The sequence below is a fragment of the Amycolatopsis sp. NPDC114503 genome (assembly GCF_055633655.1).
In genome coordinates this window covers 732,809-757,958 of sequence record NZ_JBVKDT010000002.1, presented here as the reverse complement: position 1 = coordinate 757,958, position 25,150 = coordinate 732,809, and the positions used below count along the sequence as shown (strand labels likewise).

Annotated in this window: 25 protein-coding genes; 13 read left to right on the top strand and 12 right to left on the bottom strand. The window is 69.8% G+C overall.

Annotation, left to right across the window (positions count from 1 at the left end; translation table 11 throughout):
• Positions 1-104 precede the first annotated feature (104 nt).
• The 5 genes from ACZ7OI_RS11330 to ACZ7OI_RS11310 are packed head-to-tail and all read right to left on the bottom strand — an operon-like array spanning position 105 to position 4,722.
• Positions 105-1,583 (bottom strand): serine hydrolase domain-containing protein, encoded by a 1,479-nt coding sequence (locus tag ACZ7OI_RS11330; protein ID WP_470264056.1) that lies wholly within the window; start codon positions 1,581-1,583, stop codon positions 105-107.
• Positions 1,580-2,392, bottom strand: a complete 813-nt coding sequence (locus tag ACZ7OI_RS11325) for an amino acid ABC transporter permease (RefSeq protein WP_470264055.1) — start codon at positions 2,390-2,392, stop codon at positions 1,580-1,582. Before ACZ7OI_RS11325 ends, ACZ7OI_RS11330 begins: the two co-directional genes overlap by 4 nt.
• Positions 2,389-3,027, bottom strand: a complete 639-nt coding sequence (locus ACZ7OI_RS11320) for an amino acid ABC transporter permease (protein ID WP_470264054.1) — start codon at positions 3,025-3,027, stop codon at positions 2,389-2,391. Before ACZ7OI_RS11320 ends, ACZ7OI_RS11325 begins: the two co-directional genes overlap by 4 nt.
• A 13-nt stretch (positions 3,028-3,040) precedes the next feature.
• On the bottom strand, positions 3,041-3,961 hold the full coding sequence (locus ACZ7OI_RS11315) for a transporter substrate-binding domain-containing protein (RefSeq protein ID WP_470264053.1): 921 nt from the start codon (positions 3,959-3,961) through the stop codon (positions 3,041-3,043).
• A 14-nt stretch (positions 3,962-3,975) separates the two neighbouring features.
• Complete coding sequence (locus ACZ7OI_RS11310; RefSeq protein WP_470264052.1) at positions 3,976-4,722, bottom strand: amino acid ABC transporter ATP-binding protein; 747 nt, start codon at positions 4,720-4,722, stop codon at positions 3,976-3,978.
• Positions 4,723-4,816: 94 nt separating this feature from the next.
• On the opposite strand from ACZ7OI_RS11310, the gene ACZ7OI_RS11305 reads away from it, so the two are divergent.
• The 4 genes from ACZ7OI_RS11305 (at position 4,817) to ACZ7OI_RS11290 (ending at position 9,334) form a co-directional block, all read left to right on the top strand.
• A complete protein-coding gene (locus ACZ7OI_RS11305; protein WP_470264051.1) occupies positions 4,817-5,689 on the top strand; it encodes a MurR/RpiR family transcriptional regulator in 873 nt (290 codons plus the stop codon).
• Between the two features lie 140 nt (positions 5,690-5,829).
• Positions 5,830-6,351: a PadR family transcriptional regulator gene (locus ACZ7OI_RS11300; RefSeq protein WP_344264414.1), complete on the top strand. Its 522-nt coding sequence runs from the start codon at positions 5,830-5,832 to the stop codon at positions 6,349-6,351.
• On the top strand, positions 6,351-7,040 hold the full coding sequence (locus ACZ7OI_RS11295; protein WP_470264050.1) for an ABC transporter ATP-binding protein: 690 nt from the start codon (positions 6,351-6,353) through the stop codon (positions 7,038-7,040). Before ACZ7OI_RS11300 ends, ACZ7OI_RS11295 begins: the two co-directional genes overlap by 1 nt.
• Positions 7,037-9,334 carry an FtsX-like permease family protein gene (locus ACZ7OI_RS11290; RefSeq protein ID WP_470264049.1) on the top strand — a complete coding sequence of 766 codons (2,298 nt, stop codon included), beginning with the start codon at positions 7,037-7,039 and terminating at the stop codon, positions 9,332-9,334. The genes ACZ7OI_RS11295 and ACZ7OI_RS11290 overlap by 4 nt, the downstream gene beginning before the upstream one ends.
• A 157-nt stretch (positions 9,335-9,491) precedes the next feature.
• Here ACZ7OI_RS11290 and ACZ7OI_RS11285 read toward each other — a convergent pair whose 3' ends face one another.
• From ACZ7OI_RS11285 to ACZ7OI_RS11275, 3 genes are read right to left on the bottom strand one after another with little or no spacing between them, the layout of a single operon-like run.
• A complete protein-coding gene (locus ACZ7OI_RS11285; RefSeq protein WP_470264048.1) occupies positions 9,492-10,562 on the bottom strand; it encodes a saccharopine dehydrogenase family protein in 1,071 nt (356 codons plus the stop codon).
• A complete protein-coding gene (locus tag ACZ7OI_RS11280; protein ID WP_470264047.1) occupies positions 10,559-11,440 on the bottom strand; it encodes an alpha/beta hydrolase in 882 nt (293 codons plus the stop codon). Before ACZ7OI_RS11280 ends, ACZ7OI_RS11285 begins: the two co-directional genes overlap by 4 nt.
• The gene (locus ACZ7OI_RS11275; RefSeq protein WP_470264315.1) at positions 11,437-11,709 is read right to left on the bottom strand and encodes a hypothetical protein; all 273 of its coding nucleotides are present in this window, start codon (positions 11,707-11,709) and stop codon (positions 11,437-11,439) included. The genes ACZ7OI_RS11280 and ACZ7OI_RS11275 overlap by 4 nt, the downstream gene beginning before the upstream one ends.
• 223 nt (positions 11,710-11,932) lie before the next feature.
• Between ACZ7OI_RS11275 and ACZ7OI_RS11270 the strand changes: the two genes are divergently transcribed.
• The 5 genes from ACZ7OI_RS11270 (at position 11,933) to ACZ7OI_RS11250 (ending at position 16,707) form a co-directional block, all read left to right on the top strand.
• Positions 11,933-12,574 (top strand): TetR/AcrR family transcriptional regulator, encoded by a 642-nt coding sequence (locus tag ACZ7OI_RS11270; RefSeq protein WP_470264046.1) that lies wholly within the window; start codon positions 11,933-11,935, stop codon positions 12,572-12,574.
• A gap of 129 nt (positions 12,575-12,703) precedes the next feature.
• A complete protein-coding gene (locus ACZ7OI_RS11265; protein WP_470264045.1) occupies positions 12,704-13,444 on the top strand; it encodes a FadR/GntR family transcriptional regulator in 741 nt (246 codons plus the stop codon).
• Positions 13,445-13,532: 88 nt separating this feature from the next.
• Complete coding sequence (locus ACZ7OI_RS11260) at positions 13,533-14,261, top strand: SDR family NAD(P)-dependent oxidoreductase (protein WP_470264044.1); 729 nt, start codon at positions 13,533-13,535, stop codon at positions 14,259-14,261.
• A 29-nt stretch (positions 14,262-14,290) separates the two neighbouring features.
• The gene (locus ACZ7OI_RS11255) at positions 14,291-15,163 is read left to right on the top strand and encodes a cyclase family protein (RefSeq protein WP_470264043.1); all 873 of its coding nucleotides are present in this window, start codon (positions 14,291-14,293) and stop codon (positions 15,161-15,163) included.
• 11 nt (positions 15,164-15,174) lie between these two features.
• Positions 15,175-16,707, top strand: coding sequence for an AMP-binding protein (locus ACZ7OI_RS11250; RefSeq protein WP_470264042.1), 1,533 nt, complete (start codon positions 15,175-15,177; stop codon positions 16,705-16,707).
• Position 16,708: 1 nt separating this feature from the next.
• On the opposite strand, the gene ACZ7OI_RS11245 is transcribed toward ACZ7OI_RS11250, so the two are convergent.
• Genes ACZ7OI_RS11245 through ACZ7OI_RS11230 form a run of 4 tightly spaced genes read right to left on the bottom strand, consistent with a single transcriptional unit; the run spans position 16,709 to position 21,105 of the window.
• Positions 16,709-18,226, bottom strand: a complete 1,518-nt coding sequence (locus tag ACZ7OI_RS11245; RefSeq protein WP_470264041.1) for a class I adenylate-forming enzyme family protein — start codon at positions 18,224-18,226, stop codon at positions 16,709-16,711.
• Between the two features lie 13 nt (positions 18,227-18,239).
• The gene (locus ACZ7OI_RS11240; RefSeq protein WP_470264040.1) at positions 18,240-18,398 is read right to left on the bottom strand and encodes a hypothetical protein; all 159 of its coding nucleotides are present in this window, start codon (positions 18,396-18,398) and stop codon (positions 18,240-18,242) included.
• The gene (locus ACZ7OI_RS11235; RefSeq protein ID WP_470264039.1) at positions 18,395-19,753 is read right to left on the bottom strand and encodes an amidase; all 1,359 of its coding nucleotides are present in this window, start codon (positions 19,751-19,753) and stop codon (positions 18,395-18,397) included. Before ACZ7OI_RS11235 ends, ACZ7OI_RS11240 begins: the two co-directional genes overlap by 4 nt.
• A complete protein-coding gene (locus tag ACZ7OI_RS11230; RefSeq protein ID WP_470264038.1) occupies positions 19,744-21,105 on the bottom strand; it encodes an MFS transporter in 1,362 nt (453 codons plus the stop codon). Before ACZ7OI_RS11230 ends, ACZ7OI_RS11235 begins: the two co-directional genes overlap by 10 nt.
• 262 nt (positions 21,106-21,367) lie before the next feature.
• Between ACZ7OI_RS11230 and ACZ7OI_RS11225 the strand changes: the two genes are divergently transcribed.
• The 4 genes from ACZ7OI_RS11225 to ACZ7OI_RS11210 are packed head-to-tail and all read left to right on the top strand — an operon-like array spanning position 21,368 to position 25,150.
• Entirely contained in the window at positions 21,368-22,507 is a 1,140-nt protein-coding gene (locus ACZ7OI_RS11225) for an acyl-CoA dehydrogenase family protein (RefSeq protein WP_470264037.1), read from the top strand.
• 2 nt (positions 22,508-22,509) lie between these two features.
• Positions 22,510-23,430, top strand: a complete 921-nt coding sequence (locus ACZ7OI_RS11220) for an acyl-CoA dehydrogenase family protein (RefSeq protein WP_470264036.1) — start codon at positions 22,510-22,512, stop codon at positions 23,428-23,430.
• Positions 23,427-24,356 carry an acyl-CoA dehydrogenase family protein gene (locus ACZ7OI_RS11215; protein WP_470264035.1) on the top strand — a complete coding sequence of 310 codons (930 nt, stop codon included), beginning with the start codon at positions 23,427-23,429 and terminating at the stop codon, positions 24,354-24,356. Before ACZ7OI_RS11220 ends, ACZ7OI_RS11215 begins: the two co-directional genes overlap by 4 nt.
• Positions 24,353-25,150 carry an enoyl-CoA hydratase/isomerase family protein gene (locus tag ACZ7OI_RS11210; RefSeq protein WP_470264034.1) on the top strand — a complete coding sequence of 266 codons (798 nt, stop codon included), beginning with the start codon at positions 24,353-24,355 and terminating at the stop codon, positions 25,148-25,150. The genes ACZ7OI_RS11215 and ACZ7OI_RS11210 overlap by 4 nt, the downstream gene beginning before the upstream one ends.

The following is a 25,150-nucleotide window of genomic DNA, read 5'->3' as shown; positions in this document are numbered from 1 at the left end:
TCCTCCTGTCCCGGATAGCGACGACTGGAGCGATACCTCGCTGCGCGTGAGGTGAAACCTCGGAGTGGTCCGATCAGGTGTAAGCAGGTGACTTTCGTACGCCGTCAGACGAGCTTCGCCGTGACTACTGGACGTTCGGTCGGGCCGCTGTTGACATTGGTGCGGCGGTGCCAGTGCAAATCCCCGTCGACGAACTCGATCGTGACCGTGTCATGGAACGGTGATTCTACGAAGTACCACTCCAGTACCAGCTCTTGCAGAGTACGCCACTGAGCGGCGGCGAGGACGCGCGTCGATTCGGCCTGGTAGGAGTGGTGCAGCTGCCAGGTGCTGACGCCGGTGTCTGACTCGACCCAAGTGGACAGTCCACAGCGGACTGAATGGCGTCCGCGGGCGTCGGCCAAAGTCACCATGAGGACATCTTCGTCCACAGTGAACGAGATCTCCGAGAGTCCGTCCTCATTGGACTCGCAGCGGTACCGATGGCCGTCAAGCTCAACGGTGGTCGGTGAAAGTGCGGGGGCGGCCGCAGTGGCGAGGTCGGCAGCCAACGATGCGTCGGCCATAGTGGACGGAGTGCCGTCGAATGCGGGTACGAGCAGGTCGTGCACCAGGCCGGACAGCAATCGGTGCTTGCCGTGTGTGATGCTGCCGGTCGTGGTGATCACCGCGTCGTGTTGGGGGAGTACGAAGACGTCCTGGCCGAACATTCCGGACGCTCGGTATCCGCCGTCGGCGTCTAACCACAGTTGGTAGCCGTAGCCTTCCGGGCGTTCGTCGCTGTCGGCCGAGGAAACCGGGACGAATTCGGTGCCGTTCCAGTTTCCGGCGTCGGCGTGCTGGACGTGCCATGCCGTGGCCTCGCGCACCCAGCCCGCCGGCAGGATCCGGTCGCCCTGCCAGAGTCCGTCGTGCAGGTGCAGCACGCCCCATTTCAGGAAGTCGATGCTGCGCAGGCTGAGGCCGTTTCCGCCGGAGCAGATGCCTTCCGGGTCGGTGTCCCAGCTGTGCCCGGCGAAACCGAGCGGTTCGAACAGCCGCGGCTGCAGGTAGTCGAACACTGAGTGGCCGGACGTCCGCTGCACGATGGCGGACAGCATGTGCGACGTCGCGCTGGAGTAGGTGAATGCCTTGCCCGGCGGCAGATCCACAGGGGTGCGCAGGTATTCCCGCACCCAGCTGGTCTTCAGAAGCCGCCAGGTTTTGCCGGACAGGCCGACGCGGTGTCCGGTCCGCATGGTCAGCAGGTCTTCGACGGTGATCGCGCGCAGGTGCTCCGAAGCGTCGGACGGCGTGAGTTCCGGAAAGAACGAAACCAGATGATCGTCGAGCCGGAGCAAACCTTCGTCGAGCGCGAGCCCGATCGCCGTGCCGACAAAGGACTTCGTTGCCGAATGTGTCGTATGTGGACGGTCCGCGCGATACGGCCACCAGTAGTGCTCGAACGCCAGTTTGCCCGACCGGTACACCAGGAGACTGTCGAGCGAGATCCCGTCGGCGGTCAGCCGCTGCAGGAAACCGCGCACGCCTTGGGCGTCGAGGCATGCTTCGGACGGGGCGGCAGAGGGGAAAGCAGAGGTCACGAAGGCTCCCGGACGAGTGTTTTCTTGCGGTTCGCGAGCCGTTCGGCGACCCGCGAGAGTGCGATGTTGACGACGATGTAGAGCAGCCCGGCCCCGACGTACGCCTGGATGAAATCGCCGCTGAACTCGCCGAGCACCTTGCCGTTGTTCAGCAGTTCGGCGATGCCGACGACGTAGCCGAGGCTGGATTCCTTGAGCACCCGCACGGTCTGGCTGATCAGCGCGGGCGCGAGCGCGCGGGCCGCCTGCGGGAGCACGACGAACGTCATGGTCTCCCAGTACCGCAGGCCGATCGCGTGCCCGGCCTCGCTCTGCCCTCGGCCCACCGCGAGGATCCCGGCCCGCACGATCTCGGCGAAAATCGCGCCGGCGTGCGCGACGATCGCCAGCACCAGCTGCCAGAAGATCGGCACCCGGACGCCGAGGAGCGGCAGCCCGAACATGAAGAAGAACAGGATCAGCAGCAGCGGCATCGCGCGGAAGAACTCGATCACGGTGGCCGACGGCCAGCTCAGCCACCGCTTCCGGCTCAACCGGCCGAGCGCGAGCACTACGCCGATCGCGACCGACAGCACGGTGGACACCAGGCCGACCAGCAGCGTCATCGCCAAGCCCTGCAAAAGGAATCGCAGCATCGCGCCGTCGGCCAGGATCGCCCAGCGGGCCGGATCGAGCTGGCCGGACGCACCGAGCCGGACCAAGACGAGGGTCAGCAGTCCGAGCAGCACGAGTCCGCACAGGATCGACACGGTGCGCAGCCGGGCTTTGGCCTTCGGGCCGAGCGCGTCGAAGAGGATGTCGTCGTTCACCGGAGCACCCGGACCTTTCGCTCGACGAGCCGCACGACCCCGCTGACGGCCAGGTTGATCACGAGATACCCGCAGGCCGCGACGGCGAAGGCCAGGATCGGCTCGGCGGTCTCGAGGTTGAACGAGCGGGTTTCGAGGGTCAGTTCGTCCACACCGACGGCGGCGCCGAGCGCCGATCCGAGCGCGACGTTGATCAGGATCGTGCCCAGCGGCTGCACCATCGCCCGAAACGCTTGCGGCAGCAGGACATCCAGCACGACCCGGCGGAACGGCAGCCCGATCGCCCTGGCTGCCTCGACCTGCCCCCGATCCACCGCGCGGATGCCCGAGCGAATGGTCTCGCAGACGTACGCGGCGAAGTAGAGGCCGAGCGCGAGCACGAGACACCAGAACAGCGGAATCAGTACGCCAGCGTCCGGCAGCCCGAAGATGAGCAGTACGGCGATGAGCAGCAGGGGCGAGTTTCGGAGGAGATCGACGTAAAGCCGGCCGGCGATGCGCAGCGGCCGGACCGGGCTGATCCGGCAGATCGCGACGACGCAGCCGAGGACGAGCGCGAGCGGAAAGGCGCACGCGGTGAGCAGCAATGTGGTGGTGAAACCGCCGAGGATTTCCCCAGCATGACCGGAAAGCACGGGCGATCTCCCTTCAGGAGCCGGGGACTGAGCCGGGCAGAGGCGGCTCGGGGGAGGGGCCGGACACGAGCGGGCCGACGGTCTGTTCCCACAGCCGCCGCCAGCTCCCGTCGGCGGCGATGCGCCGCAGGAACCCGACGACGATCTGCTTGAACACCGGATCGTCCTTCGGCAGCCCGATGCCGAACGGGCTGCTGCCGTACGTCGCGGGCGTCATCCGCAGCCGCGCGTCGACCGCCGCTTTGCCGAGCAGGATCGCGGTGTTCGCCGACCACGCCTGGACCCGGCCTTGCCGTACCGCGGCGGCGCACTGGCTCGACTCCTCGAACACCACCGCGCGCGCCTGCGGACACGCCTTCCGCAGCGCTTCCTGCGCCGCGCCAGGCTGTACCGCGACGTCTTTGCCCGCCAGGTCGCGGACGGCGGTGACCTGCGGACCGTCGGCGCCGACGACGATGCCGGAGCGCGCGACGTAGTACGGCCCGGCGAAGGAAACGAGCCGCGCCCGGCTTTTGCTGATCGTGTAAGTACAGACGGCGACATCGACGGATTGGTTCTGCAGGATCGCTTCGCGCGTGTCGGCGCCGCCGGTGACGGTGTCCACCTCGGGCGTGCCGAGCAGGTATTTGGCCAGCAGCTGGGCGATTCCGATGTCGAACCCGGTGATCTTGCCGGTCGCCGGGTTCATCATGCCGAACCCGGGCGTGGTCACCGAACCGGACTGCCGCAGCACGCCTTGGGCGCGGATCCGGCGCAGCGTCGGCGTTTCCGGCAGGTCGGTGCCGACGGGGCCGCGCGCGACGGCGTCGGCTTGGTCGAGCGTGGCGTAGGCGGGATTGCCCGCGGTGCGGGTGGTGCCGCCGCTGCAGGACGCGAGCAACGGGATCGCGCCGGCGGCGAGCAGCGCGGTCCGGCGGGAGAGGAGAGCGGACATGAGGGCCTCCAGGCTCAGTGGCTGAGCACGCGGGCGAGGAAATCACGGGCGCGTTCGGTCTGCGGCGAGCCGAAGAAGGCGTCCGGCGCGGCGGATTCGGCGATGCGGCCCTCAGCCATGAACACGACGCGGTCGGCGGCCTTGCGGGCGAAGCCCATCTCGTGGGTCACCACGATCATGGTCATGCCGTCGGTGGCGAGCGCGGTCATCACGTCGAGGACCTCGTGGATCATCTCGGGGTCGAGCGCGCTGGTCGGTTCGTCGAACAGCAGCACGCGCGGTTCCATCGCCAGCGCGCGGGCGATCGCGACCCGCTGCTGCTGACCGCCGGACAGCTGCGCCGGGTATTTGTCGCCGTGCGCGCCGACGCCTACCCGCTCCAGCAGTTCGTCGGCGCGTTCGTGCGCCTCGGCGCGGCTGAGCCCGCGCACGCGGACCGGGCCGAGCATCACGTTCTCCCGCACCGTTTTGTGCGCGAAGAGATTGAAGGACTGGAACACCATGCCGACGTCGGCGCGCAGCCGGGCGAGGTCCGCGCCCTCGGCGGGCAGCGGGCGGCCCTCGATTTCGATCGAGCCCTCGTCCGCGGTCTCGAGCCGGTTGACGCAGCGGCACAGCGTCGATTTCCCGGACCCGGACGGGCCGATGACCACGACGACTTCGCCGCGCCGGACGTCGAGGTCGATCCCGGTCAGCACCCGGGCCGATCCGAACGACTTGCCGACGCCGCGCAGCCGTACCAGGGGCTGATCTGTCCTCATGAGTGCTCCTCGTCGAGCCGGCAGGTAGGGTTCACTACACAACGGAGAACCTTCCGGCATCTTGTAGTAGCCACTACGTCCAGTCAAGGGTGTCATGTCCACTACTTATCTCGGCGGCGACCACTTCGACGACCACGTCCGCGCCCGGCTCGACGACCTCAAGCCCGCGGAACGCCAGGTCGCCCGGTTCATGCTGGCCAACCCGAACGAGGTCCTGTTCTCCTCGGCGGGCGACCTCGGCGCGGCGGCCGGGACCAGTGACGCGACCGTCGTCCGCACCGCGAAAGCGCTCGGCTATTCGGGGCTGCCGGAGCTGAAGCGCCACCTCGGCCAGACGTTCACCGCACGCACCGAGCCGACTGTCCGGCTGAGCGCGGCTATCGAGAACCTCGGGTCCACCGGGTCGCGCCAGATCGACCGGGTGATGGCCGACAGCGCGGAACGGCTGCAGGAAATGCAGCGGCAGCTTGCGCCGGAGGCGGTCGAGGAGGCGGCGCAACTGCTGCTTGACGCGCGGATGGTGTTCACCTGGGGGCTCGGGTTGTCGTCGGTGTGCGCTGAGTACGCCGCTTTCCGGCTCGCCCGCCGCGGGCTGGTGACCCGGCATTGCGACGACACGGGCTTCCGGCTCGCGGACGCCTTGCTCCCGTTGGGCGCCGACGACGCGGTGCTCGTGTACGTCCCGGCCCGGCAGAACCGCGATGTCGAGCTGATCCTGCGCTACGCGGAGGAGGTCGGCGCGGCGGTAGTGCTCGTGACGAGCCAGCTGCCGGCGGACCTCGAAGCCCGGGTCCGCGTAGTGCTGCCGGCGCCGGACTCCCCGACGAAATTCACCGGCGAAACCCTGACCGCCTCGATCGTGACCGACATCCTCGCGCACACCATCGCGAGCCGGGAGCCAGGCCGCGCGAAGACGACCGCGGACCTCCTGACGCGCCTCCGGGCGGACCTCGGCGAGCGGAAGTAGCCGCTCCCCGCCGACGCGCCGACAGAAACTCTCTGACCTGCTCTAACGCACTATTCTGCGGTGGTATACACGTCGCGTATACCCCTGCTGTATAGTGATCTTCACCCCCGGGATTCCGGGGTCAAGGGAGGAACAGGGGAATGTCGGTTTCACATACCTTGCTCGGGTTGCTCGAGTCGGGGCCGAGACACGGGTACGACCTGAAACGGGCGTACGACGAGCAGTTCGGGCACGACCGCCCGCTCGCGTACGGCCAGGTCTACTCGACGCTGTCGCGCCTGCTGCGCAACGGCATGGTCGAGGTCGCGGGGGTCGAGAGCGGAGAAGGGCCCGAGCGCAAGCGCTACACGATCACCGACGCCGGGGTCACCGACGTCGAGACGTGGCTGGGCACTCCGGAAAACCCGGAGCCGTACCTGCAGAACACGCTGTACACGAAGGTGGTCCTCGCGCTGCTGTCCGGCCGCGACGCCACCGACGTGCTCGACGTCCAGCGCAGCGAGCACCTCAAGGTGATGCGCTCGCTCACGAAGCGGAAGTACGAGGGCGACCTCGCCGATCAGCTGATCTGCGACCACGCGCTCTTCCATCTCGAGGCGGACCTGCGGTGGCTCGAGCTCACCGCGGCCCGGCTCGGCGAACTCGAGAAGGCGGTGCGCTGATGACCAGGCCGGGAACTCCGTTGCTCGCAGGCAACGGGCTGCACAAGTCGTTCGGCCAGACGCGGGCGCTCGACGGGGCGGCGCTGGCCGTCTCGGCGGGGGAAGTGCTCGCGATCATGGGCTCGTCCGGTTCGGGGAAATCGACGCTGCTGCACTGTCTCGCCGGGATCGTCCGGCCGGATTCGGGCGTCATCACCTACGGCGGCCAGGACCTCGTCGCGATGGACGACAAGGGCCGGAGCGCGTTGCGGCGCACCGAATTCGGCTTCGTGTTCCAGTTCGGCCAGCTCGTCCCCGAGCTGACCTGCCTCGAGAACGTCGCGCTTCCGCTGCGGCTGACCGGGGCGAAGCGGGGGCCCGCCGAGGCCAAGGCGACCGAATGGCTCGCCCGGCTCGAGGTCGACAACCTGGCGAAGCGCCGTCCGGGCGACGTCTCCGGCGGGCAGGCGCAGCGGGTCGCGGTGGCGCGGGCGCTCGTGACCGGGCCGAAGGTCGTCTTCGCCGACGAGCCGACCGGCGCGCTCGACTCGCTCAACGGCGAGAAGGTCATGCAGATGCTCACCCAGGCGGCGCGGGAAACGCACGCCGCGGTGGTGCTGGTGACCCACGAACCGCGGGTCGCGGCGTACTCCGACCGCGAGATCGTGGTGCGGGACGGGCGCACGGTCGACCGGGAGCTGGTCGCATGATGCGGGATCTGCTGCTGGGACTCCGGCTGGCCGTCGGGGGCGGCCGGATGTCCGGTTCGGCGCTCCTGCGGCTCGCGATGACCGCGTTCGGGATCGCGCTCGCGGTCGCCGTGCTCCTGCCCGCCGCCTCGGTGAGCCACCTCGTGGACGCCCGGGCGGACCGGGCGGCGGCGATCAAGCAGGACACCTCGCCGCGCGAGGGGATCGCGCCGCTGGCGACCTACCGCTGGTACCCGTCGGCAGGCGAGGACTTCCTCCAGCTGACCGCCGTCGCGGCGACCGGGGAGAACTCCCCGGTGCCGCCGGGGCTTTCCCGGCTGCCCGCGCCGGGCGAGGTGATCGTGTCGCCGGCGCTGGCGGAGAAGCTGAACTCGGCCGAGGGCTCGTTGATCAAGGCGCGGCTGCCGGGGAACGTGGTCGGCCAGATCGCCGAGCCAGGGGTCAGCGACGCCGCCGACCTGACGGCGTACTACGGGTCGACCGCCGCGGAGATCAAGGCCGAGGGCGAGAACGCCAGCAGCGTTTACGCCTACGGCAAGCCTCGGGAGGGGTTCACCCTGCCGTTGGTGATGTGGATGGTCATCGCGCCGATCGCCGCGGTGCTGCTGCTGCCGTTGCTGATCTTCGTGACCACCGCGTCGCGAATGGGCGCGGCGCAACGCGAACGGCGGCTCGCCGCGCTCCGGCTGATCGGGGTGGACGCCCGGCAGATCAAGCGGGTCGCGGCGGCGGAATCGCTGGTCGGCGCGGTGATCGGGCTCGTGGCGGGCGGTGCGCTGTTCTACGCGCTGCGTCCGTTCATCGGGAACTGGCTGCCGTTCGGCCTGCGCGTGTTCGCCGACGATTTCACGCCGTCGTGGATTTCGTTGCTGGTGATCGTGTTGCTGGTGCCCGGCCTCGCGGTCGGCTCGGCGCTGTTCGGCCTGCGCCGGACGATCGTCGAACCGCTCGGCGTGGTCCGCCAGGGCAAACCGGTGCGGCGGCGGATGTGGTGGCGCTGGACGATCACCGGGATCGGCGCGGTGTTCCTGCTCGGGACGCTCGTCGTGTCGCCGGGGTCGGGGGACCAGGCCGCGGCGATGGCGCTCGCGGTGGGCAGCGTGTTCCTGCTCATCGGCGTCGCGGCGTTGCTGCCGTGGCTGGTCGAACGGATCGTGGAACGGCTGCAGGGCGGCCCGCCGTCGTGGCAGCTCGCGGTGCGGCGGCTGCAGCTCGACAGCGGCACCGCCAGCCGGGTGGTGTCCGGGCTGGTCGTGGTGCTGGCCGGGACGATCCTGATCCAGGGCGTGCTCACGTCGATGACCAACCGCACGTCGAGGGCGTACCAAGCGCCGGACGGCGTCGCGGCCGCGCCGGTGCGGGTGGACACGACGGCCGCGCACGAGGCCGAGGTCCGGCAGCGGCTGACCGGGGTGCCCGGGGTGACCGGCGTGCACAGCGCCGAGTCCATCCAGTTCAGGTCCGGTGAACAGCAGGTCTTCGGGACTCTCGGGGACTGCGTGGCGCTGAAGACGCAGGCGAACATCGGCACCTGCGCGGACGGCGACGTCTTCTATGTCGCGGGCTCGTCGTCCCAGCCCGCTCCCAAGGGCGAGTTGCAGATGACCGGCTACCGCAAGGGCAACGAGGTCCCCGGTCCGAAGTGGACGGCTCCGGACAACATCCGGGTGGTGCCCTCGGCCAACGGCGCGAAGGTGTCGTCCAGCGAACTGCTGGTGACGCCCGGCGCGCTCGGCGAGACCAAGGCGCCGGAGGGGCACCTGCAACTGTTCGTCGAGGGCCCCGGCGGAGTCGACGCGCTGACCGACCGGGTCGCGCCCGCCTTGCGATCGCTGGCGTGGAAGGCCGAGGTCGGCAAGACGGACTTCATGTCCGACTACACCGGCCGCGACGACCGGATGCTGGCGAGCTTCCGCGCGGTGCTGCTGACGGCGTCGCTCTTCGTGCTGGCGGTGGCGGCGATGAGCCTGCTGATGCTGTCGATCGAGCAGATCAGCGAGCGACGGCGTCCGCTGGCGGCGCTGTCCGCGTCCGGCGTGCCGATCGGCGTGCTGGCTCGGGGATCCCTGTGGCAGACGGCGGTTCCGGTGGTCGTCGGGGTGGTGCTGGCCGTCGGGGCGGGGCTGGGCTTGACGGCTCCGATCCTGCGGCTGGCGAAAATGCCGATGATGGTGGACGGCGCGGTCCTGGCCGGGCTGGCCGGCGCCGCGGTCGGTGCGGTGCTGCTGGTGACGGCGTTGACGTTGCCGCTGCTGCGCCAGGTGACGCGGTTGGACACGTTGCGCTCGGAGTAGACCCGGGGGTGCGGGGCAGTCCGTGGAGGGCTTCTTGAGGGGGATGGGATTCCCTCAAGGAGCCCTCCCGGTTTTCGTGGGCGGTCAGTGGCGTCTTGGCGCAGCGAGAACACTTCGCCGAGGTCCCGGAGGGATCTTCGCGGCATGGCGTTGTCGCTCAGGACTCCTGGCGTACCAACCCCAGCTCCGCACATCCGTCCAGGAGGGGCTCCAGCCCGAACGCGTCCACCGGGCCCACCACGCCTGGTGTTGCCGGGCCGTCGGCGCTCAACCGAATCGCGGCCCACGCAAGCAATTCCCCGGTGAGCGTGTACGCATTCGGCCCTTCGAGTCGCACCTCGACCCGGGAATCGGCGACTGCGACGACCTGTGCGCCAGTCTTCGCTCGCGCGGCGGCGTCCGGTCCTCCGGACGGCCCCTTGATCAGCCCGCTCGCAGCCTGCATCACCGGTCCTGCGACAGCGGCGAGCGCGGAAACCGCGGGCATCGCCCGGCTCAAGGCGGGGAACCATCCATTGTAGACAGTCACCTCGTCGAGCGACGGGAAGTTCCCCGGCAGGAACAGCACTTCGGTTCCGGAAACCAGAAAAGCCGACTTGGACCGTCCCCGGACGGAAAACGCCCGCACTCGGTTGCCGGTTCGTTCCTCGACCAGTCGCCGCCCCCGCCAGCGCAGCGACGGCAAGGTCAGGCCGTCGCGCATGGTCGCGCGAGTGCCTTGGCTCAACCCGCGATAGAGCGGCCCGGTCGCGAAATATCCGATCTCCAGCGTGCGCACGTCAGCACCGGCTTCCTGCGCGGCCAGTGCGCCGGCCAGGATCCCGGGAACGTAGTCGTAACCGAAGGCCGGGACCATCGCCGCGCCCGTTTCCGCCGCTCGCTCATGGTGTCGTGCGCGGAGAGCGCGAACGAAACCGACCTCGCCGGTGGAGTCGAGATAGTGCGCTCCGGAGTCGGCGGCGGCCTGCGCGGCCGCGTGGCCGATCCGGTCGAACGGGCCGACGGTGGCGATCAGAACGTCGCCGGGCCCGGCCAGCGAGCGAAGGCTCGCGGGGTCGTCGACGTCCGCGACTGCGATCTCCAGGTCGCCGCGGCCTGACGCAAGAGCCTCCAGCGCGGCCCGATTGCGTCCGGCGAGAACTGGCCGCACCCCGCGCCGCACCAGCGATTCCAGGACCAGGCCGCCGGTGTAGCCGGTCGCGCCGAAGACCACGATCCGCCCGGTCATGCCGTCACCGGGACGTGCCGGCGAAGGAAGTCGAGCTGATCCGCGACCACCCGCTCGAACGGATCGCCTTGGTAGACGGCGAAATGCCCGTCCGGATAAGTCCGGACCTCGCCGCGCGGCGCACGGGCGGCGTACCGCAGCGTGGGTCCGGCAGGAGCGACGGAATCCTTCTCGCACACCGCGAACAACGTCGGCACCTCGATCCTCCCGGCACCTCGACCCGGCCGATACCGCAGAATGTCGAACACCGCCCGGGCCGCGACCTCGTTGCGGAAATCGCTGCCCGGCGGCACTAGCGCAAGATACCCCGGCTCGGCGTCCGGCGCAGTCATCAGCGCGGTGCCCCGCTGAGGTCCGGCGGTGGCGATCAGATGCGGCGGCCGCCCGAGCCAGTGCCCGACGACATCCCGCGCGGCGGCGACCGTGGCCTTCGCCGCGCTGGCCGGATGCATGGCCAGCGCGGAAGAGATGCCGTCGGTGAACGGGCATTGCGCGATCGCGGCGACGAGCCCGGCCGGGCGGCTCGCGGCGGTGGCGAGCACGTGCCCGCCGCCGAAGGACGTGCCCCAGGCGATAACGCGGTCGCCGTCGACCTGGGGGAGCGTTCTGGCGTAGGCGATTGCGGCGGACCAATCGGCGAGTTGTTTCCGTGGGGACAGCAGGTGGCGCGGAGTGCCCTCGCTGTCGCCGAAATGCCGGTGATCGAACACGAGACACGCATATCCAGCAGCGGTGAAGCGTTCGGCGTAGGCGGCCAGCCCCATTTCGCGGACCGCTCCGAGCCCGTGCGCCATCACTGTCACCGGAGGGTTTTCGTTGGCTGGAAGATAAAGCGTGGCCGCGCACTGGTCGCCGTCGACCGGGAAGGACACGTTCATGCCGGGATCTCCTTTCGGGCTTCGGCGCTGGCCATCAGGCGGTCGGCGGGGGTGTGACGCCGTTCGAGCCGAAGGTCGCGCATGTAGTCGTCGTAGTCAACCTGGATGGTGTGCCGTTTGGACGCGAGGTAACGCCGCGAAATCCGGCGTCGGTGGGTGTCGATTTCGCGCTCCGTCTCGGTTGCGCCGGGCAGGCGGTAGCGGTCTTGCGGATGGTCGGCGATCAAGAGGGCTTGCCGTTCCGTGATCGGCATGATCGCGCCGAGCAGCTGTCAGCAGCGACCCGGCGGCCGTCAACCGGCGGGCGATCGGCCAGCGCAGTGCCGAGGGGAGCCATTCTTTCCCTGCGATCCCGGATGAGCCCGTACCGACGACGCAGACCCGGAAGCTGTTCGCGGGCATGCGCTCTCCTCCTTATGACCACTGGTCACATGACCACTGGTCATAGAGTACGATCGGAGGGCGGGGAGAGTCAAGAAGAGGAGGTCGGCGGTGCCGACGGGAACGTGGGAGCGGCTGCCGGAGAAACGGCGGGCGGCCGTGCTGGCGGCGGCGGAGGCGGAGTTCGCGGCGCGCGGTTTCAGCGGCGGCAGCCTCAACACGATCTGCCGCGAGGCCGGCGTGTCGAAGGGCAGCCTTTTCCAGTACTTCGCCGACAAGGCCGACATGTACGTCCACCTCGCCGAGCTGGCGAGCGTGCGGATCCGCGCGGCCATGGAGGCCGAGATCGCGAAGCTCCCGTGGGACAAGGATTTCGCCGGTTCGCTCGACCTGCTGCTCGACGCGTGGGTGCGGTATTTCTACGATCATCCGCTCGAGCGCGCGATGACCGCGGCGGCCAACCTCGAACCCGATCCGGTCGCCCGCACGCCGGTGCGCGAGGCGGTCAACAGCCACTACCTGGCGGTGCTGCGGCCGCTGGTCGAACGCGCGGTGGCGGCGGGGCAGCTGCGCGCGGACACCGACGTCGAGATCGTGCTGTCGTTGATGCTGCTGGTTTTGCCGCATCTGGCGCTGGCCCCGCACGTCGAGGGGCTGGACCCGCTGCTCGGCCTGGTCGAGGGCGATGCCGCGCACGCGGCGGCGACCGCGCGCCGGCTGGCCCGAGCGATGCTGGCGCCGTATCTCGGCTGAGGGATACCGGAGGCGTCGGACGCGGGAAATGTGGTTTGCCGCGTCCCCGCCGGAAATCCGCCGTGGTATAGACTGGCGCGGCCCACGTGATTACCGATTCGCCGCACGCGCACCGACAGGGGTCGACCGATGACCAGCAAGAAGAACGCCACGCCGGCCGGGGAAAAAGGCGGCAATCGGCGGCTGGCGGAAAAGGTGTCGGAGCAGATCGAAAAAGACATCATCGACGACGGGTGGCGCGTCGGATCGGTGCTCGGCTCGGAAACGGAGCTGATCGAGCGGTACGGCGTCAGCCGGGCGGTGTTCCGCGAGGCGGTGCGGCTGGTCGAGCACCAGCAGATGGCGTCGATGCGCCGCGGTCCCGGCGGCGGACTCGTGGTGACAGAACCGGATCCGGGCGTCGTGCGCAACGCGGCGCGGGTGTACCTGCGCCACGCTGAGGTGAGCCGCCGTCAGCTGATGGAGGCGCGGACCGCGCTCGAGGTAGCGGGCATCGCGCTGGCCGCGGAGAATCTCACGGAATCGGGAATCGTCCGGCTGAAAGAAGCGCTCGAATCCGAACGCGAACTCATCGAGCAGGGATTCACCCGGGGGCACGCGCGCAATCTGCACCGCGTTATCGCCGAACTCGCCGGAAACCCGGCGATCACATTGTTCGTGGAAGTCCTCGCGCAACTCGATCAGGACATCGTGCAGCGGGAATGGGACGCCGAATCGTCCGGCGGCGAACACCGCGACGCGGCCCGCGAATCGCACGAGGCGCACGAAGCGATCGTGGCGGCCCTCGTCGCCGGGGACGCTCCGCTGGGTCAGCACCGGATGCGCAGGCACCTGCAGGCCATCGCCGCGCTGCTGCGGCCGGAAGCCTGACCCGTCTCGCAGAGTACACTCTTTCATCCCTTATCGGCAGCGCTGCAGAATTCTGGCTTCAGGTTCGGCAAAAGAGTATACTGTATTGATGCTGACCACCATGGGTTTTGAAACCGGAAGCTGTGTCCTGGTCACCGGCGCGGGCAGCGGGATCGGTCGCGCGATCGCGCTCGGCGCGGCCGAACTGGGAGTCGCGGTGGCCGCGTGGGACCTCGACCTCGCGGCGGTGACCAGCCTCGCCCAGGAGTCGGGCGGCGAGGTGCTGCCCGTCGGGGCAGACGCCGGAGACCCAGCGTCGGTCGCCGCGGCACTCGACCGCACGCTGGCGTGGCGCACGCCGGGAATGCTGGTCAACAACGCCGGTCCGTCGAGCCAGCGGCCGCGGCCGTTCGCGGACGGTGTGGTCGGCGTGCTCGGGCTCGTCGAACTGGTCACGACGTCCTGGCTCGACCGGGTGCGGGAGCGGGCGGACGCGGTCGTGAACGTCGCGTCGATCGCGGGCACGGTGATCGGCGGCGGCGTGAGCTGGTACTCCGCGGCGAAGGCGGGCGTGCTCGGCTACACCAGGTATCTCGCCGCGGAGGCGCCGTTCGGGGTGCGGGTGAACGCGATCGCGCCCGGCCTGGTGGAAACGCCGCGGATGAAGGAGTTCTTGCCCTCGGAGACGGGCAGGCGCATGGTGGGCCGCACGCCGCGCGGGCGAGCCGTGCAGCCCGCCGAGGTGGCCGCCGCCGTGTTGTTCCTGGCTTCCCCGTCGGCCGCGGGGATTACCGGCGCGGTCGTCCCGGTGGACGCCGGGCTGTCCGTCACCGTCTGATCTTTCCCCTCTGGCACAAGGAAGTGTTCATGAGTTCCCGAAGCACCCCGCCCGACGCCGGCCTCGTGCGCAGCCTCGGCCTGCCCGCGACCGGCTCGGTGTACGACCTGTCGACCGGCTGGTGGCGGCACATGCCGACGTTCGCGGGCAACCCGCAGCTGGAAGTCGTCACCTACAACTCCCCGCAGGGCCAGCGCGCCGAAGGCCGGTTCCCGTTCGACTCGCCCGGCACGAACGACGTCGAGTTCGGCTACGTGTCCGAACTCGTCTCCGGCAGCCTGCACACCGGAACGCACATCGACGCGCTTTGTCACGTCACGTGCGGCAGCGAGGACGAGTGGCACGGTGGAACCTCGGCGAACAACGGGCTCGGCGACTACGGCGCGCTGCGCGGCGACGCGTCCGAGCTCGGGCCGATCATCGGCCGCGGCGTTCTGCTGGACATCCCGAAGGTGCTCGGTCTTGACGTCCTGCCACCGCATTTCGCCGTCGGGGAAGACCATCTCCGGCAGGCGGCGGAGGCGGGCGGCGTCACGATCGCCGGGTCGGACATCGTGCTCGTGCGGACCGGGCAGATGAAGTTCTGGCCGGACACCGCGCGGATCGCCGAGCGCAGCGGCGGCAGCGGCGTCGGCGTGGACGGGGCGCAGTGGCTGGTGTCGAAGGGCGTGCGGTACGTCGGCGCGGACACGATGTCGTTCGAGGTCCGGCCGTCGCCGGTGCCGGGCAATCCGCTGCCGGTGCACGTGCTTTTGCTGCAGCGGCACGGGGTGCACATCATGGAATGGGTGAACTGCGAGGACCTGGCGGCGGACGGCGTCGTCACGTTCCTCTTCGTCGCGCTGCCGCTGACGCTGCGGGGCGGGACCGGTTCGCCGCTGCGCCCGATCGCTGTCGTGTGAAGGGAACCGAGATGGAATTCGCCAACGACGTGCCGCTCAGCCCCCTGAGTTTCCTGCGGCGCACGGTCGACCTCGACGGCGACGGGATCGGCGTGGTCACCGACGCCGGGGAACGCATGACGTGGGCGCGGCTCGCGGACCGCGCGGAGCGGCTGGCCGGACGCTTGCGGGAGCTAGGACTCGACGAGGGCGACCGGGTCGCGGTGCTGGCCCCCAACGATGTTCCGTTGCTGGAAGCGCATTACGGCGTGCCTGGGGCCGGATGTGCTTTGGTGGCGCTCAATACGCGTCTCTCGCCGGACGAATACGCGCAGCTGCTGCGGCTTTCCGGCGCGAAGGTGCTCATCGTCGACCAGTCGCTGGCCGCGCGGGTTCTCGAGCGAACGCCTGAATTGCGGGCAGTAGTGGTGATCGGCGAGGATTACGAGGATTGGCTGCGCACGGCGGATCCGGTGCCGTTGCGGCTGCCGAGCGACGAACGTCAGCCGCTGGCGGTCAACTTCACCTCGGGCACCACGGCCGGTCCGAAAGGCGTGGTCTACACGCATCGCGGCGCGTACCTCAACGCGCTCGGCCAGGTCGTTTCCACTGGCCTGCAAGCAAGTTCGCGCTATCTGTGGACGCTTCCGATGTTCCACTGCAACGGCTGGTGCTACACCTGGGCAGTCACCGCGGCGGGAGCACGGCACGTCACGCTCCGGAAAGTGGACGCGGCGCGGGCGTTCGAACTCATCGAGCAGGAAGCGGTGACGCATCTCAGCGGTGCGCCGGTGGTGCTCGACACGCTGGTGCAGGCGAGCGTCGGGGCGCGGTTCGCGCAGCGGGTGCAGTTCGCGGTCGGGGGAGCGCCGCCGTCGCCGGCTGCGATCGCGGCGATGGCCGGGATCGGGATCGAGGTGACTCACCTGTACGGGATGACGGAGACGTACGGGCCTTCGCTGATGTGCGTTCCCCGGCCGGAGTGGCAGGAGCTCGGACCGGAGAAGCGGGCGAAAATGATGGCCAGGCAAGGGGTTCGGACGGTGAACGTCGAATCGGCGCGGGTGGTGACTCCGGAGTTCGAGGACGTTCCCGCGGACGGGGAGACCCTGGGCGAGCTGGTGATCCGCTCGAATACGGTGATGGCAGGGTATCTCGACAATCCACAAGCGACTGAGGCGGCGTTCGCCGGCGGCTGGTTGCATACGGGGGATGTGGCGGTGCGGCATCCGGACGGGTATGTGGAGGTTCGCGACCGGCTCAAGGACGTGATTATCAGCGGCGGGGAGAACATCGCGTCGATTGAGGTCGAGAACGCGCTGCTGGACCATGAGGCGGTCGCGGAGGCGGCGGTGGTCGCGAAGGCGGATCCGAAGTGGGGCGAGGTGCCGGTCGCGTTCGTCCGCCTCCGCGACGGAGCCGAGGTGTCCGATGTGGACTTGATCGGGTGGTTGCGGGAGCGGCTGGCGCATTTCAAGGTGCCAAGGGACATCCGGTTCGCGGAGTTGCCGAAGACGTCGACGGGGAAGATCCGCAAGGCGGAGCTGCGCAAACTGGCGGAGTGACTCAGCCCTGGTCGAGAGCGTCGGCGCGGGCTTGGCGGCGGTCCGGTTTGTTGTTCGCGGTGAGCGGCACCGCGGCGATCAGCCGGACCGTCTTCGGGATCTTGTACCCCGCCAGTTCCGCGCGGCAGTACTCCCGCAGCGCGGCCGGCTCGACAGTCCGGCCCGCCACCGCGACGACGCTCGCCTCGACCCGTTCTCCCCAGTGCTCGTCCGGCATCCCGTACACGATCGCGTCGGCGACATCCGGGTGCCGGAGCACGACCTCCTCCACCTCGCGCGGATAGACATTCTCCCCACCGCTGATGATCATTTCCTTGCGGCGGCCCGCGATGGTCACCCAGCCGTCCTCGCTTCGCGACGCGAGGTCTCCAATGTGGACACCGTCAGCCTGGAAAGTCGAGGCCGTTTCGGAAGCGAGGCCGTAGTAGCCATGCGTCTGCCACGGGCACGACACAACCAGGTCGCCGACGACACCGGGCGCGGCTTCGCGGCCGTCGGCGTCGAGGATCCGCACGGTCGCGCCCGGCAGCGGCCTTCCGACCCCGGCGAAGCGTCCGGCCAGCAGGTCGTCGTGGTCGAATCCCATCACCGAGCCGAATTCGGTCGCGCCGAAACCGGCCCGGATGCGGGCGTTCGGGAAGTCGCGCAGCAGATCCCGCACGAAATCGCCGGTGGACGGGGCGGAGCCGAAGCGGATCGCGGTGACGTTCTCCCGGCGTGCCGACGCGTACTCGGGCCGGGCGCGCAGCGCGGCGAACATCGTCGGCGCGCCCATGAGCCTGCTGGCCCCCTGGTCGATCGCGGCGAGCGCGGCGGCGGGATCGAAGCGCCGGTGGATCCAGACCTCGCCGCCGGCGAACAACGGCGTCAGCAGGTTCGTGCCGAGCGTGATGTGGAAAAACGGCGAGAAGAGCAGCTCGACGTCGGAGGGGACGCGCGGATTGCCGTGTGCGCAGGTGTTCAGCCACAACCACAGGCTGCGGTGGGTGTGCACGGCACCCTTCGGACTGCCGGTGGTGCCGCCGGTGCCGAAGATGATCGCGTAGTCGTCCTCGTCCGGGGCGGTCGGTTCGCCGCCGGGATTGTGCAGCGGTGCCAGGCGTCGCGCGATCGGCGCGGGCTGGTTCGCCGAGGGCAGTTCGATGACGCGGTACCCGGTTTCCCGGGCGAGCGGAGCGTACGTGGGGTCGGCGACCAGCGCGGTGGGTTCGAGGGCGCTGAGGTAGGCGCGAGCTTCCGGCGCGGTCAGCCGGATGTTCAACGGCGCGGCCACCATTCCGGCGGCCAGCGCGCCGAGGATCGCGACCGTGTGCGGGACCGACGGCTCCATCGCGGTGACGATCCGGTCGCCCGGCTTGGCCCCGGACTCGCGCAGCGCGGCGGCGGTAGCGTCCATGGCGGCGACCAGTTCGGCGAAGGTGAGTTCGCCGTGCTCGTCGGCCAGGGCTCGCCGGTGCGCGCCGTGCGGTTGCCCGCCGATCGTCCGCAGCCAGCTCGGCAGCGTCAGGTCGTTGCCCACGGTCGTTCCTCCTTCACAGCTCCGCCCGGAAGATCGGGGCGGGCTCCTCGTATAGTGCCTCGTCCAGTGCGGAGAGTTCGGCTGCCCAGGCGGGATAGTCGGCCTCCAGCCGGGCGATCTCGGCTGGAGCCGGGGACAGCCCGGCCGCGGCGAGCAGAGCCGCGACCGTCATCGGACGCGCTCCCGCGGCGTCTGGCGGTGCCAGCTGGTCCGTTGCTGGTAGGCGTATCCGGCGGCGAGCACGGTGGCTTCGTCGAACGGCCGTCCGGCTATCTGCAGGCCGAGCGGCAGCCCGTCGCCGGTGAAGCCCATCGGGACCGACAAAGCTGGATTGCCTGCCGCGTTCCAGTAGGAGGTGAGCGCGGTTTCGGCCATCCCGGACGTGCTCAGCTCAGCGATCTCGGGCGCGCCGCGGGTGGCGGTCGGCGTCACTACCAGATCGACTTCGGTGAACAGCTGTGCGAGCTTCACCTGTCCGGCTCGTCGAACCCGTTGCAGCTGCACGTAATCAGCGGCGGAGACCAGCGCGCCTTTCGCGATCGCCATCCGCGTGGAAGCACCGTAATCGGACCACCGGTGCTGGAGATTCGTTCGGTGCCAAGCGAAAGCCTCCGCGGCGAGACCGAATTTGGTCACTGTCTTCAGTTCCGTGTAGTACGGCAGTTCGACTGGCCTCGTGTGCGCGCCCGCGTCGCGCAGGACAGCCACTGCCTGCTCGAAAACACCGGCCTCGGCGTGCGGCACCACCCCGATCCGCAGCCCGGACAGCGAACCGGTCAGCCCGCTGCGGCAGTCCTCGAAAGGCCGGTCGGCCGAGGACGGATCTCCGGGATCGGACCCGGCGAGCACGGTCAGAAGGATCGCGCAGTCCTCCGCGCTGCGGGCGAGCGGGCCGACGTGGTCGAAGCCGGGCGCGAGCGGGACGCAGCCGTTCTTCGGCACCCGGCCGTAGGTCGGTTTGAGCCCGGTGACTCCGCACAGCGCGGCGGGGTAGCGGATGCTGCCCGCGGTGTCGGTGCCGAGGCTGCCGAACACCAGGCCCGCGGCGACCGCGCTCGCGCTGCCGGAGCTGGATCCGCCGGTGTAGTGCGTGGGACGCCAGGGGTTGCGCGGGAGCGGGAACGGCTTCGTCCGGTCCGGCGCCCCGATCCCGAACTCCATTGTGGTCGTCTTCCCGGTGAGCACCGCGCCCGCGGCACGCAAGCGGGCGACCGCCGGTCCGTCGCCGCGCTTGCCCCACGCGCGGTCGAGCACCTGGCTTTGCGCGGTCGTCTCACCCTCGTCAGTGGCGAGAAGATCCTTTACCGCCACCGGGATTCCGTGCAGCGGCCCGCGGTCGAGACCAGCCGCCAGCTCAGCGTCGGCGCGTTCCGCGGCCGCCCGTGCCGGTCCGTCGAACCGCGAGAGGTAGATGCCCAGTGCGGCGTCGTGCTTGTCGGCGGCGGCGAACGCGGATTCGGCCAACGCCGCCGCGGTGGTCCTCCCGGTCCGGAGGGCCACCGCGGCTTCGGCGATGCTCAGGACCATCGCGCGGCCGGTTCGGCGGAAGGGGAGTCCGATTCGGACGCTGCGGTGAGGTCGCTGCCGCGGGTTTCCGAGATCCGCCAGATCGCCACGATGGTGATCACCGCCCCGATGCCCGCGATGGCGCTCAGCGGCAGGCTCGACCCGCCGAACCCGGCGACCAGGCTGCTCGCGATCAGCGGCGTGAACCCGGCTCCGATCAGGCTGGCCAGCTGATATCCCAGCGAAACCCCGGTGTAGCGCACCTCGGTGCCGAACATTTCCGACAGCATCGGCGCGAGCGGCGCGTACATCAGGTTCTGCAGCACCTGCGCGCCCATGAGGCCGACCGTCAGCCACAGCACTGAGCCGCTGGTGACCATGGCGTACAACGGAATCGCGTAGAGGATCGTGCCGACGGCGCCGATCAGGCTCACCGTCCGCCGCCCGACCCGGTCCGACCACGCGGAGAAGGTCGGGATGCAGATGATCCCGACGCCCGCGACGAACAGGAGCGCGCGGGCGACGTCGGACACGTCGTAGCCGAGGGTTTTGGCGTAGGCGATGCTGTGCGAGCTGACCAGCGCGGTCAGGGCGAACGGCCCGATCCCGGCCGCGCAGGCGAGGATGAGCGCGCGCGGGCGGCGCAGCACCTGCAGCACCGGGACGGCCGGCTTCTTGTCGCCCGACTTCGCCGCCTGCTCGCGGAAGACCGGGCTCTCCGACACCCGCAGCCGCACGTACAGGCCGATCATCAGCAGCAGCGCGCTGAGCAGGAACGGCAGCCGCCAGCCCCACGAGAACAGCGCGGGTTTCGGCAGCAGGCTCACCAGCGCGAACACGAGCGTCGCCAGGAACGACCCGAGCGGCGACCCGAGTTGCATGATGCCCGCCCACAGTCCGCGCCGGCGCGCGCTCGCGTGCTCGACGACCATCAGCGCCGCGCCGCCCCATTCGCCGCCGACCGCGATCCCTTGCACCACGCGGAGGAAGACGAGCAGCAGCGGCGCGGCGATGCCGATCGAGCTGTAGGTCGGCAGCACGCCGATGAGGAAGCTGGCCGCGCCCATCAGCGTCATGGTCACCATCAGCATCGACTTCCGGCCGAGCCGGTCGCCGAAGTGGCCGAAGACGAGCCCGCCGAGCGGCCGCGCGACATACCCGGCGGCGAGGGTGCCGAACGCGGCGATGGTGGAGGTCGAGGAGTTCAGCGACGGGAAGAACAGCGGCCCGAACACGAGCGCGGCGATCGAACTGTAGATCAGGAAGTCGTAGTACTCGATCACGGTGCCCAGCAGGCTGGACATCGTCACCTTGCGCAGTTCGGGGGACGCGGCGCCGCCGGGGGCGGGCGGCTGGGGTTCTGGCGAGACCATCGGGACCTCCGGAGAAGGGGCGGTGGGCGACCGAGTTGAGGATACTGATAGGTGGCCGGAGTGCAAGAGGCGCGCCCTCCGGATGCGATTCCGTTACCACGGCCATGACCGGCGACTTTGGTGCAGTGAGAGAGCTTCGTGTCCCGCGCATGGTTGCGTAGTGGAGCTAATTGAGTATCCTTTATTTATCGAACGAGGTGGAAGGAGTCGGCGACGTGCACCGACTGGACGAGCGACGGCGCCGCGGGCCGGAGGGACGCTGATGGAGTTCGCGTGGGATCAGGCCGACGTCGCGTTCCGGCGCGAACTCGGGGACTTCCTCGACCGCGAGCTGGCGGGATGGGACCGGTCCGAGACCGGCCTCGGCAGCGCCGTCTACAGCGATTTTTCGCGCGGGTTCGTCGGCAGGCTGGCCGAAAAGGGCTGGCTCACGCCGCACTGGCCGCACGAGTACGGAGGCGGCGGGCAGGGCGCGTGGCAGCATTTCGTGCTCGGCGAGGAGATGTGGCGGCGCGGGGAGCCGCGCGGGCCGCAGTACATGAACGTCAACTGGGTCGGGCCGGCGATCATCAAGTACGGCACCGAGGACCAGCGGCGGAAGCTGCTGCCGCCGATCGCGCGCGGCGAGGTCTACTGGTGCCAGGGCTTCTCCGAACCCGAGGCGGGCACCGACCTGGCCGCCCTGCGGACGAAGGCGGTGCGCGACGGCGACAGCTATGTCCTCAACGGACAGAAGATCTGGACGTCCTACGCCAACGTCGCCGACTACTGCTTCCTGCTCGCGCGCACCGGATCGGCCGCCGACGGCCGCGACGGCATCTCGGTCTTCCTGCTCCCGCTGAACACCTCGGGCACGCAGGTCCGGCGCATCCCGGGGTTCGTGGGCGATCATTCCTTCAACGAGCTCTTCCTGACCGACGCCCGGATTCCGGCGGACTGCCTGCTCGGGGAGGAGAACAAGGGATGGGAAATCGTCCGGCGCACGCTCGCCTACGAACGCGTCGGCGCGCCCCGGTACGCGCGGGCGGCGCTGGTGCTGGACCGGCTGGCCGCCGAGGTCCGCGCGTCGGGGAAACTCGCCGACCCGGGGATCCAGGAGCAGTTCGGCCGCGCGCGGGCAGCATGCGAGGCGGCGCGCGTCCTGGTGTACCGGGTGATCGACGAGCGGGCGAAAGCCAAGGAACCGTCGCCGATGGCGTATCAGGCGCGCGCCGCGATGGTGCAGGCCGAACGCGCGGTGGGAGACCTCGCGCTGGACGTGCTGGGCAGCGAAGCGCTCGTCGAAGGAGCGCTGGGCGACGCCCAGTTCCGCAACTCTCTCGGCGCGGGCATCGCCGCGGGCAGCTACGAGGTGCAGCTCAATCTGATCAGCCGTCTCATCCTCGAACTGCCGAAGGACTAGCCGTGGATTTCGAACCGACCTCGACCCAGCGCGCGGTGCTCGACGCGCTCGGCACTCTGCTGGCCCGGCACGCCGGACCGGAACGCAGCCGTGAGCTGGCGGCTGGCGGCGAATACGACTGGAACCTCGAAGAAGCGTTGCGGCGCGACGGTTTTCTCGACCTGTTCGCCGCGGAGGACGCCGGTCCGCTCGACGCGACCCTGGCGGCGGAGACGATCGCCGCCGAACTCGGAGCGGTCAGCGCGGTGCCGCACCTGCTGGTGCTGCCCGCCCTCGGCCTCGACCGCCCGGCCGGGCCGGTGGTGCTCGCGGCGGGTGATCCGGGTCCGGTGCGCTACGGCGGCGAGGCGACGCGGATGCTGCTCGCGGACGGTGACCGGTGTTTCGCCGCCGACCTCGATTCTGGCGCGGCTGAACGGGTTCCGTCGGCCTGCGGCTACCCGCTCGCCCGGGTGGTCGCCGGGGTCCGGGAGGAACTGGCTCCCGGGAGCGCCGCGACGATGGCGAACTGGTGGCGGGTCGGCGTGTCCGCGGAGGCGGTCGGCATGATGCGCCGAGCCTCCGACATCGCGGTCGCCTATGCCAAGGACCGCAAGGTGTTCCGCCGTTCGCTCGGTTCGTTCCAGGCGCTGCAGCACCGGCTGGCCGAGGTGAACGTGCTGGTGGAAGGCGCGCGCTGGCTGGTGTACGAGGCCGCGTTCGCCGGGGCTCCGGCTGAAGCCGCCGCGGTCGCCGCGACGCACACGATGTCCGCGCTCGGCCGAGTGACCAGGGAAACCCACCAGATCATGGGCGCGATCGGGTTGACCGCGGAACACGACCTGCACTTGTGGACGCTCAGGCTGCAGGCGTTGCGCGCGGAACTGGGCAGTTGGCGGACGCCGAGCCGGGCCGCCGCCGAAGCACGGTGGGCGACGGCATGAGTGTCGCGTTGACGCCCACCGAGGAACAGCGGGCGCTGGCCGAGGTGGTCCGGAGTTTCTGCCGGACGCACTGTACGGACGAGGTTTGGCGCTCCGGCGCGTTCCCGGCGGAGTTCTGGCGCGGGTTGGCTTCGCTCGGAGTGCTCTCGCTGGCTGTGCCGGGCGAGGGCGGTGGAGCGGGCGACATAGCTTTTGCTTGTACGGAACTCGGCCGGGCCGCCGCGCCTGGGCCGTTGGCGGAGACGGTGTTCGCGGCCCAGGTGCTGCCGCCGGAGCTGTCGGTCCAGGTCGCGGACGGGAGTTGCGTGGCCTCGGTCGGTGCGCCGCCCTTGATGCCGTGGGCTCCGGTGGCGGGCGTTTTCGTTGAAACGGACGGTGCTGGCGCCTGGCTTGCCGAGGCTGGTTCGGTCGAACCGGTCGAGGTGCTGGGCGGCGAACAATGGGGTCGTGTTGCGCTGACCCGGGTTCACCCGCTGGAACGCGTCGAGGCGGCGACGGCGCTGTCGGACATCGCGGCGGCTGCGTACTTGAGCGGTGCGGGACGGCGGTTGCTCGACCTCGCCGTCGAACACGCGCGCACGCGAGTCCAATTCGGACGTCCGATCGGGACATTCCAGGCCGTGGCGCATCCTCTCGTGAACGCCGGGCTTTCCCTCACTGCGGCGGAAAAGCTCACCACGATGGCGGCGCTCGCACTCGACGACGAGCATCCCGACGGGACCGCGCTGGCGGCCGCGGCGCGGTGTTCGGGCGGACGGGCGGCGGTCGAGGCGGCGGAAGTCGCGCATCAGACGTTCGGCGCGATCGGGTACTCCGCGGAGGGACCGATCGGGCCGCTTTCGCAGCGGATCAGGCACCAGGCACTGCGGCCGGGGTGCGCGGACAAGGTAGCGGCGAAATACCGCCGGAAAGGCCAGGAACGATGAGCGACGCGCCCGAGGTGCTGTTCGAAAAGCGCGACCACGTCGCCTGCCTCACGCTCAACCGCCCGCACCGGGGCAACTCGCTGACCGGGTCGATGATGCCGGTGATCCGCGAGATGTGGGCCGAGGTCCGCGACGACCCGTGGATCCGCGCGGCGATCGTGATCGGGGCAGGGGAGCGGCATTTCTGCACCGGGGCCGACGTGCACGCGGTCGCCGGGCGCGGCGGGATGAGCACCGGGAACGGGCCGCTGAGCGACGAGGTGTTCTGGTCGCCGCGGCAGAACCGGGTGTGGAAGCCGGTGATCAGCGCGGTCAACGGGCTGGTCGCCGGGGCCGGGCTGCACTTCGTGGTCGACGCGGACATCGTGCTCGCGGCCGATCACGCGGCTTTCATGGACACGCACGTGAACGTCGGTCTCGTGGGCGCGATGGAGAACATCGGGCTGGCCAAACGGCTTCCGCTCGGGTCGGCGCTGCGGATGACGCTGATGGGCAAGAGCTACCAGATGCCCGCCCAGCGCGCGTACCAGCTCGGGCTTGTCGACGAACTGTCCACTTCGGACGATCTGATGGCCGACGCCGAGGAGATGGCGCAGGCGATCGCGCGGAACTCGCCGGAGGCGGTGTCGCTGTCGAAGCAGGCGGTCTGGAATTCGCTGGAAATGGGGTACGGGCAGGCGTGCGAATACGGCTGGTCGCTGCTGCGCATGCACTGGGCGCATCCGGACGCGAAAGAAGGCCCGCGCGCGTTCGCCGAAGGCCGCGAGCCCAAATGGACGACCGGGGAGCAGTGA